The 5,128-nt window shown below is 56.5% G+C and carries 5 protein-coding genes and 1 tRNA gene; 3 read left to right on the forward strand and 3 right to left on the reverse strand.

Annotated elements, in window-relative coordinates; translation table 11 throughout:
• Positions 1-235 precede the first annotated feature (235 nt).
• Both PKC29_15390 and PKC29_15395 read right to left on the reverse strand, forming a co-directional pair.
• Positions 236-817, reverse strand: coding sequence for a hypothetical protein (locus PKC29_15390; protein HML96802.1), 582 nt, complete (start codon positions 815-817; stop codon positions 236-238).
• A gap of 86 nt (positions 818-903) precedes the next feature.
• Positions 904-1,344: an OmpA family protein gene (locus tag PKC29_15395; protein ID HML96803.1), complete on the reverse strand. Its 441-nt coding sequence runs from the start codon at positions 1,342-1,344 to the stop codon at positions 904-906.
• 447 nt (positions 1,345-1,791) lie between these two features.
• Between PKC29_15395 and PKC29_15400 the strand changes: the two genes are divergently transcribed.
• The 3 genes from PKC29_15400 to PKC29_15410 all read left to right on the forward strand — a co-directional run bounded on the left by PKC29_15400 (position 1,792) and on the right by PKC29_15410 (position 3,472).
• Positions 1,792-2,400 carry a TetR/AcrR family transcriptional regulator gene (locus tag PKC29_15400; GenBank protein ID HML96804.1) on the forward strand — a complete coding sequence of 203 codons (609 nt, stop codon included), beginning with the start codon at positions 1,792-1,794 and terminating at the stop codon, positions 2,398-2,400.
• Between the two features lie 71 nt (positions 2,401-2,471).
• Positions 2,472-3,146 (forward strand): sigma-70 family RNA polymerase sigma factor, encoded by a 675-nt coding sequence (locus PKC29_15405; protein HML96805.1) that lies wholly within the window; start codon positions 2,472-2,474, stop codon positions 3,144-3,146.
• A 252-nt stretch (positions 3,147-3,398) separates the two neighbouring features.
• Positions 3,399-3,472 (forward strand) — tRNA-Arg (locus PKC29_15410).
• Between the two features lie 884 nt (positions 3,473-4,356).
• Here PKC29_15410 and PKC29_15415 read toward each other — a convergent pair.
• Complete coding sequence (locus PKC29_15415; protein ID HML96806.1) at positions 4,357-4,827, reverse strand: hypothetical protein; 471 nt, start codon at positions 4,825-4,827, stop codon at positions 4,357-4,359.
• Positions 4,828-5,128: the final 301 nt, after the last annotated feature.

Below are 5,128 nucleotides of genomic sequence, written 5' to 3' on the forward strand. Positions count from 1 at the left end.
CGGTGCTACGCCGTAAATCACACATGCGTGTGTGGTCAGGCAAAAGTAGAAAGCCTTATACCGACCTTACCAGTTAAGTATAGAACTTCCCCTTCAGCAACCGACGGACCGTGTCGCCGACTTTCGAAGTAGCAGCGCTCCGCCATTTCACCATCCGCGCTTCACGTGGTTTTAGTCTCAGGACATGCTACGCCGAAAACACACGTACGTGTGTGATCAGGGCAAAAAGGAACACTCAAATCCCCGACCCCTCTACGCCCGGAAACACACCATATCCGTCCCACGATGTATACGTCCCGCACGCATTCTCGCCCGGCCCCTCGGCGTAGAGCTGGAACATCTCCCCGTGAAGAACGAGGCTCCGCTCGAGATATTGGTTGGCCTCGGCGGCGAGGTAGACGCTCCTGTCTATCAACCCCTGAAGGTCGTCGCCCTTCTCCTCGTACTTCCCGAGCGAGGTTCCGATAGCGATCCGTATCAGATCGGCGCTCTGCCTGTATGAATCCACGGCGTTCACGAGCGCAGTGTGAGCCTCCAGCATTTCCGCCGGGACTTCCATCGCCCCGAGCCCGGCGCTCATCTCGTCGAACGACGCTACGGCGTTTATGCTGGCTGTGAAGATTTCGTCGTAATCCTGCGAAAGAAGAACGTTGCCGAACTCCTCGCTCACATCCTTCAGGTGAACGTAATAACCCGCTATCTCGCAGCGATATCCGGGCACGTTGTCCGGGGTCTCCTTGAGCCCCTGGGCGGGACCGAACAGCGCCGCCGGAAAGAGCACGGCCGCAAGCATTATGCCTTTGAATTCTTTCAACATGTCATAACCCCCCGCAATTCAGGCCGGCCCCGGAATATCCGATTGAGCCTTCGCGTAAATATCCGCGCGCGGATCGGGAGCCGGAATCACAAAACCCCTGGCCCGGAACGAGGGCCCGCCTTTATGCTTACCCTGCTGTCCAGAGCCGCCTTGACCTCGGCCGGGCCGGGAGGAGGATTGCCCTTGTCCCCCGCGCCGCCGCAGTCGGCACCTATACTAATATCACTTAAGTTTACACCCTGTTCGATAAGAAAACTTCTCACGGCTTCAGCCCTTTTTAATCCGAGGTTGTAAACCGGCGTTCCCTCGTAGGTGTTGCAGTAGCCGATTATTTCGACCTCGGTCCCCGGATTCATCGCCAGGATTTCGGCGTTCTCCGCGAGGACGGGCTTCGCGTCCTCCCGCAATGTGAATTCGCCCCTGTCGAAAAATACGTCCATCAAAGGCGCTTCCGCACCCTGCCCGGCAAAGGCCGTGAAGCCGAAGGCTAAAACGAGAATTGAGACATAACCCCATATGACTCTCATCTTATCTACCTCTCCTTCCAACCTCCGCCCTCTGTATATATAGATTCCGAAAACCCCGGAACAGATTCACACGCGCCGTGCATTCATGCTTCCGACGTCTCAGCCCCGCCACGACCCTACACTTCCGTCATCCTGAACTTGATTCAGGATCTCGCCTTTAATCCTGTCATTTCGAACGCATGTGAGAAATCTCGGTTGTCTTCCCTTAGAAAAAGGCTTGTCGCGGCGAAGCCATGCGAAGCCGGAGGACAATTCCTGGCGTGCGAGGAATCTCTTTTTCCCTTTCACCCTCCCCCTTCCGAATCCCCCTCCCCCCAAATCCACTAACACCCCTATATGCCCTTTTTATCTTTTTTCATCCCCTCAAAAAATCTCTTGACTCCACAGAACGCGCATAATATACTTAACAGTGTTAAGTTACTTAATACAGTTCAAGGCAGGAGATAAATGGGAGTAAAGGAAAGAAGGGAACGGCAAAGGCAGGCGGTCAGGCAGGAAATCCTCGACGCCGCCCGCGAACTATTCATCAAAGACGGCTATGAAAACGTAACAATGCGTAAAATTGCTGAGAAGATTGAATATTCCCCGACGACCATCTACCTCCACTTCAACGACAAGGCCGACCTTGTCCGTTTTTTGTGCGAAGAAGCGTTCGTAAAGTTAGTGGATATGTTCGAGAAGCTCGGAGAAGACATGAGCGACCCGCTCCTCGCCCTCAAAAGATGCGGGCGGGCGTACGTCGATTTCGGCCTCAAGTACCCGAACGACTACAAGGTAACGTTCATGATAGCCCTTAAGCCCACAGCCCCCGAGGACTACCTCCGCGAGGATTCGATGGGCATGAGAGCATACGGCTACCTCAGGAAAATCACCGAGGAATGCATCCGCCAGGGGAAATTCGAGGGCGTGGAGCTCGAAAGCGCGACCCAGTCGCTCTGGATGACGGTCCACGGCATCACGTCCCTCATCATCGCCCACCCGGATTTCCCGTGGGCCGATCAGGAGCGCGTGATCGACCAGACTATAGACAAGATAATAGCGGGGTTCGCGGCATGACGGCCCCGCCGAGAGAGGCTCCGGAAGGAGCGAGGGGAGATTCACTCAAAGACACCCAGGAGGCTTTTACCATGCGGTACGATACGAAGAATAACGGCGCTTGCGGACAGACGGCTGCCCGCGCCTGCGCCGAGGGCAAGACGCCCTGCGCAATCCCCGACGAGCACCTCGTCGCGCTATTCGTCAGAAACCGCGACGAAGACGCATTCGGCGAGCTGGTCAACCGCTACGCCGACAGGATTTACAGAATCGCCCTCAGGATCACGCGCGACCCGGCAGAGGCCGAGGACGTGCTCCAGGACGTGTTCGTCATACTCACGTCCAAGGCAGGCACGTTCAGGATGGAGTCGCGGTTCTCGACGTGGCTCTACCGCGTCGCGCTCAATTCGAGCTACATGCGCATCCGCACGAAGAAGAAGATCACCACGAACGAGTCGAGCCTCGACGGCTATGCCCCTTACGACCAGGCCGGGATTCTCCACGGCGTCGCCGACAAGGACTTCAGCCGCAGGCCCGACAGCGAGCTTCTGACACGCGAGGCGCTCGAGAAGATACGTGACTCGATAGACGCACTCCCCGAGCAGTATAAGCACGTATTTCACCTCCGGCACGAGGAAGGGCTCTCCGACCTCGAAGCGGCCGAGGTGCTGGGAATATCCGTAAGCGCGGCGAAGTCGAGGATTCACAGGGCTCGCCTTTTTCTACGTGACAGGCTGGCGGATTACTTCTACGAAACCGGCAGGTAAGCGGACCACGTCCGCAGGAAGCCGAAGTAGCGGCTAACTCTATCATCACCCACCGAGCACCATATAAATTCACTCCCCTCTCCCTTGAGGGGAGAGGGGTTAAGGGTGAGGGTGTCCTTTGTCATTCCAGAATGCCTGTATCTGGAATCCAGTTTTTAGCCTTTAATCCGGACCTTCTGCCTGCCCCTTCCCTTCTGCTTTCCTCTATTGATGAACCCGCAGCTTTCGGTAAACTATACGACTCTGAATTACGCGCCCGTAGCTCAATTGGACAGAGTGCTTGACTACGGATCAAGAGGTTGGGGGTTCGACTCCCTCCGGGCGCGCATTCCTTAACTTGGAACCTCGTAGATTATTCGAACGATGAGTTTGAACCCCCGCTAATTAATTGAGGTTGGGGGTTCGAGTTCCGACTTATTCACCCACGGCGGGCGCTTACTCGCTCCGCAGGCTTCGGGTCAGTTACCCCGATTCCTCGGCTCGCTCGGAATCGTTCCTCCGGGCGCGCATTCCTTAACTTGGAACCTCGTAGATTATTCGAACGATGAGTTTGAACCCCCGCTAATTAATTGAGGTTGGGGGTTCGAGTTCCGACTTATTCACCCACGGCGGGCGCTTACTCGCTCCGCAGGCTTCGGGTCAGTTACCCCGATTCCTCGGCTCGCTCGGAATCGTTCCTCCGGGCGCGCATTCCTTAACTTGGAACCTCGTAGATTATTCGAACGATGAGTTTGAACCCCCGCTAATTAATTGAGGTTGGGGGTTCGAGTTCCGACTTATTCACCCACGGCGGGCGCTTACTCGCTCCGCAGGCTTCGGGTCAGTTACCCCGATTCCTCGGCTCGCTCGGAATCGTTCCTCCGGGCGCGCATTCCTTAACTTGGAACCTCGTAGATTATTCGAACGATGAGTTTGAACCCCCGCTAATTAATTGAGGTTGGGGGTTCGAGTTCCGACTTATTCACCCACGGCGGGCGCTTACTCGCTCCGCAGGCTTCGGGTCAGTTACCCCGATTCCTCGGCTCGCTCGGAATCGTTCCTCCGGGCGCGCATTTCCTAACTTTCGGCCTTGCGTACTAATCAACAGTTGAGTTGAACCCCCGTCTGATTTTGTAAATGTACAAGATGGAGTCTCTACAGGTGTCCGGCCATCCGGCATTAACCAAGATGCGTGAGGAACATGATATATATCCTTCATATCCTCTCTATCTCATACCACCATCCACACCGCCAGCACGGCAAGCCCTATCGCAACGATGTCCTCGGCCAGCGCAGCGGGAACCCCGCCGACCGCGCGTATGCCCGCTTTCCTGGCGGCGTACCCTCCGTAGCATCCCGCCACCGCCCCCAGCACCCCGCCGACCGCCCCGGCCGTGGCGGATTCAGCGGCCCCGACGGCGACGCACGCCCCCGAAAACGCCCCGGTGAATATGCGCGCGAGGAGAGGGCCGACGGCAGTCCTGCTCCCGGCGAAGGGCAGGAGGTCGTATGCGAATTCGAGCACTGCAAATACGGGAAGGACGATCGCCGCGATGTGAGAGCTCATGAACCCGAGCCTGGTCCCCCACAGCCCGAGGCCCCAGTAACGCGCGGCGAGGCTCGCCACCGCAAGCCCCGTCATGGAACGAAGGCCCGACGCGATTCCAATCAGGATAGCAGCTATGAAGAAAGTCCCTTCCATATCCGTCCTCCTCTTTATGCCCTACATATTAACAGATGGAGGCAGAATCCGGCAGACCATGACTGCAAGATTAAGAGGTCAAAATTGTCATTCCCGACGATTTCGAGCGAGCGAGGAATCTACCTTATTGTCATTCCTGTGCAGACAGGAATCCATTCATTTTTCCACCGGCAATCCATCAAGAGTTTTGTCATCTCGAACAAACGTGAGAGATCCGTCTTTCATCCCATCATATTGCAAGCCGCTCGCGGCGCAGCAATACCCCTCCGGGCCGTGCGGACTGTGTCCGCAGACAATCGAA

Source organism: Thermodesulfobacteriota bacterium (assembly GCA_035325995.1).
Taxonomy (GTDB): domain Bacteria; phylum Desulfobacterota_D; class UBA1144; order Nemesobacterales; family UBA2774; genus JADLGH01.

Bases quoted from the DNA above. Each gene is read 5' to 3' on its own strand.
- PKC29_15415 (HML96806.1), bottom strand. From the start codon at position 4,827: ATGGAAGGGACTTTCTTCATAGCTGCTATCCTGATTGGAATCGCGTCG.
- PKC29_15400 (HML96804.1), top strand. From the start codon at position 1,792: ATGGGAGTAAAGGAAAGAAGGGAACGGCAAAGGCAGGCGGTCAGGCAG.
- PKC29_15405 (HML96805.1), top strand. From the start codon at position 2,472: ATGCGGTACGATACGAAGAATAACGGCGCTTGCGGACAGACGGCTGCC.
- PKC29_15395 (HML96803.1), bottom strand. From the start codon at position 1,344: ATGAGAGTCATATGGGGTTATGTCTCAATTCTCGTTTTAGCCTTCGGC.
- PKC29_15390 (HML96802.1), bottom strand. From the start codon at position 817: ATGTTGAAAGAATTCAAAGGCATAATGCTTGCGGCCGTGCTCTTTCCG.